1 protein-coding gene and 3 pseudogenes are annotated in these 3,241 nt (G+C 73.7%); 2 read left to right on the top strand and 2 right to left on the bottom strand.

Translation table 11 applies throughout. The annotated features are described in order from the left end of the window. Window positions 1–224 precede the first annotated feature (224 nt). Window positions 225–792: pseudogene (locus tag SSNG_RS38770) on the bottom strand (TIGR03086 family metal-binding protein); the annotation flags it as partial. Between the two features lie 204 nt (window positions 793–996). Between SSNG_RS38770 and SSNG_RS29005 the strand changes: the two are divergent. Both SSNG_RS29005 and SSNG_RS29000 read left to right on the top strand, forming a co-directional pair. Beyond that, window positions 997–1,833: pseudogene (locus SSNG_RS29005) on the top strand (methyltransferase domain-containing protein). Window positions 1,834–1,876: 43 nt separating this feature from the next. Next, the gene (locus tag SSNG_RS29000) at window positions 1,877–2,665 is read left to right on the top strand and encodes an APH(3'') family aminoglycoside O-phosphotransferase (protein ID WP_042804296.1); all 789 of its coding nucleotides are present in this window, start codon (window positions 1,877–1,879) and stop codon (window positions 2,663–2,665) included. A 16-nt stretch (window positions 2,666–2,681) separates the two neighbouring features. Here the strand turns inward: SSNG_RS29000 and SSNG_RS44180 are convergent. Beyond that, a pseudogene (locus tag SSNG_RS44180) lies at window positions 2,682–3,241 on the bottom strand (DUF5107 domain-containing protein); the annotation flags it as partial.

The following is a 3,241-nucleotide window of genomic DNA, read 5'->3' as shown; positions in this document are numbered from 1 at the left end:
CCGGCAGGCCCGGTTCGGGGGCGGGGGGACCGTACCTGACGGGCCCGCGCCCCTCCGGTGCCGGGCGGCGCCAGAGCCCGGCGAGCCCTTCCGTCATGCCCTCGGCCATCCCCGACACGTGCCCGCCTTCCGCCGCCACCACCGATCGACCCGCCCTTTATACGATTATTTACACCGATACGCCCGTTAACCGTGACGGCCCCGTCGGGCTTTTCCCCTTTACCCCTCCTCCCCAGGAGGGCCAGCAACCGCGTCTGCGCGTCCGCTCCGGCCGGCACCTCCAGCGGCTGCGCGTACATCCCGCTCGCGGCGAGTCCGTCGGCGTACGGCATGACCTCCTTGATGGAGAACTCGACGAGGTCGGCCGGCAGCCGGTCGTCCGCGCCGATGGCCCGCGAGAGGTCCCAGGTGTGCACGACGCAGTCCGCCGTCAGTTCCGAGCAGTACGCCGATCCGCGCGTGGGCCCGTACGAGAGCGTGATCGTCCGGTCCAGCGCGCCGGGCGCGGCGAAGGCCGCGTGCCCGGCGGCCGCGGCCCGTTCCCAGGCGGCCTGCGGGTCGTCGCCCAGCAGGTCGCCGGAGAGTTCGTCGCCCACCTCCGCGACCGTGCGCCCCTCGGTGACCAGCGGCGGGATCCACAGCTGCTCGCCGGGTGACGTGTTTGACCAGGTCGCGCACGTTCCACTCGGTGCAGGGGGGGGCCGGGTCCCACTGGGAGGCCCCGACGGCGCGCACGCGCTCACCGAAGAGCCGCAACGCGGCGGCGTGCCATTCCAGCAGCGTCTGCGGCATGGGTCCCACCGTCCTTCGCCCCGAGGTCGGCCGCCCCCTGGGCCCCACGATCCTCGCCCCCACCCCTCCCTGCCACCGACCCGGCCAATCCCCTTGCCCCACAAGAGGCTTGTCTACATGGCAAAACGCCTATCTCATATCGCGAGCGCATCCCCTACGGTGATCACAACGCCTTCGACGACCTTCGACGACGAGGAGTACGCCATGACCGACGCCCGCGACGCCCACGAGACCGCCCTGTACACCCACGGCCACCACGAGTCCGTGCTGCGCTCGCACCGCTGGCGCACCGCCGCCAACTCGGCCGCGTACCTGATCGGCGAACTGCGCCCCGGCATGCGCGTGCTGGACGTGGGCTGCGGCCCGGGCACCATCACCGCGGACCTGGCGGAACTGGTCTCCCCCGGCGGCCACGTCACCGCGGTCGACGCCGCGGCCGACGTACTGGAGCAGGCGGCCGCGTACGCCGCCGAGCGCGGCCTGTCCGAGGCGGTCGACTTCGCCACGGCCGACGTCCACGCGCTGCGGTTCCCCGACGACTCCTTCGACGTGGTCCACGCGCACCAGGTGCTGCAGCACGTCGGCGACCCGGTGCAGGCGCTGCGCGAGATGCGCCGGGTGTGCCGGCCCGGCGGGATCGTGGCGGTACGGGACGCCGACTACGCGGCGATGACCTGGTACCCGGCGACGCCGGGCCTGGAGGAGTGGCAGAGCCTGTACCGGCGGGTCGCCCGGGCCAACGGCGGCGAGCCCGACGCCGGACGCAGGCTGCTGTCGTGGGCGCGGGCGGCCGGCTTCACCGACGTGGCGGCCTCCGCGACGTCCTGGTGCTACGCCACGCCGGAGGAGGTGTCGTGGTGGTTCATCGCTGTGGGCGGACCGCACCACCGCCTCCTTCCTACGCCTCCGTCGCGACGGAGGGCGGCCACGTCACTCCCCGCAGGAGCTGACCGTCGTCGCCGAGGTCTTGCACGCTCTTGGGGAAAGGCCTCCGACGCCTGGTTCTCCGTCCTGAACGGCGAACTGCTGTGCCGCGTCTGAGGGTTCACGCGCACGGAAGGCGGTGCTCGGTAGGGTGACCGTCATGGACGGTCACTCGGGACTCCGCGTCGTGTCACCGGCACTGCTCGGCATCGGCGGCGACTGGCTGCCCGTCACCACCGGCGAGTCGGGGGCCTTCGTCTTCCGCAGCGCGGACGCCGGCCGGTACGCCAAGTGCGTCCCCGTGGCGGACGCGGCGGACCTGGCGGCGGAGCGCGACCGGATCGCATGGCTGAGCGCCCGGGCGGTACCGGGCCAGGCCGTCCTCGACTGGTACGACATCGACACGGGAGCCTGCCTGGTCACCAGTGCCGTCCACGGCGTTCCCGCCGACCGATTGCCGGCCGAGGACCTGCGGGCCTCCTGGGACCGCATCGCGGACGCGGTCCGTCGACTGCACGAGGTACCCGTGTCACAGTGCCCGTTCCACCGGGGCCTGGACACCATGGTCACCCTGGCGCGCGACGTCGTCGCCCGTGACGCCGTGAACCCCGACTTCCTCCCCGACGAGCAGCAGCACGCCCCTCCCACCGACCTGCTGGCCCGCCTGACCCGGCAGGTCCCCCGGCGACGGGAGCAGGAGGCCGGTGACACGGTCGTCTGCCACGGGGACCTGTGTCTGCCCAACATCGTGCTCGACCCCCAGACCCTGGACGTGTCCGGCTTCATCGACCTGGGCCGCCTCGGACGGGCCGACCGCCACGCCGATCTGGCACTGCTCCTGGCCAACGCACGGGAGACGTGGCCGGACGAGGAGCAGGCACGGGCCGCGGACGCGGCGTTCGCCGAGAGGTACGGCATCGCCCTCGACCAGGAACGCCTGCGCTTCTAACTCCACCTCGACCCGCTCACGTGGGGCTGACCGGGCGCATCCGGAAGTCGTACTCCGGGGGCAGGGGGCGGTCCGTGAGGGCCGCCCACACCTCGGAGAGGGTCTCCTCCCCCTCCCGCAGGTCGGCGATCTCGAAGCCGTCCTCGAAGACCCGCCGGGCCGCGCCCACGTGTCCCTCGGCGGCCAGCAGCCGGGCGGCCAGCAGCCGGAACCGGCCCTGCTCGCGCAGCGACGGCCGCAGCCGGTCCCAGACGGCCCGCGCCGCCGCCGGCCGCCCGGCCGCGAGCAGGACGGTCATCGCCTCCCGCCCCAGGGCCGCCTCGGCCGCCGCCCAGGTCGCACCGCCCCGGTCCTCCGCCGCCAGCCCCGCGAAGGCCGCCTCGTAGCGGTCGGCGGCCCGCTCCGTGTTCCCGGCCAGGGCGTCTGCCGCCGCCAGTTAGCGCTCAGCGGCCAGCTTTTTTTGTTTCCTGGGCCAGCCCCCGCTCCCAGCTGCGCACCGCTTGGGCGACGTCGCCGGCGTGCCACTGGGCCACCCCCAGGTGGTACTCGTTCTTCGGGTCCGCCGGGGCGGTCTCC

The sequence above is a fragment of the Streptomyces sp. C genome (assembly GCF_000158895.1).
GTDB classification, from domain to species: domain Bacteria; phylum Actinomycetota; class Actinomycetes; order Streptomycetales; family Streptomycetaceae; genus Streptomyces; species Streptomyces racemochromogenes.
Note: the sequence above shows the minus strand (reverse complement) of the source record. Positions and strands in the feature narration are given on the sequence as shown.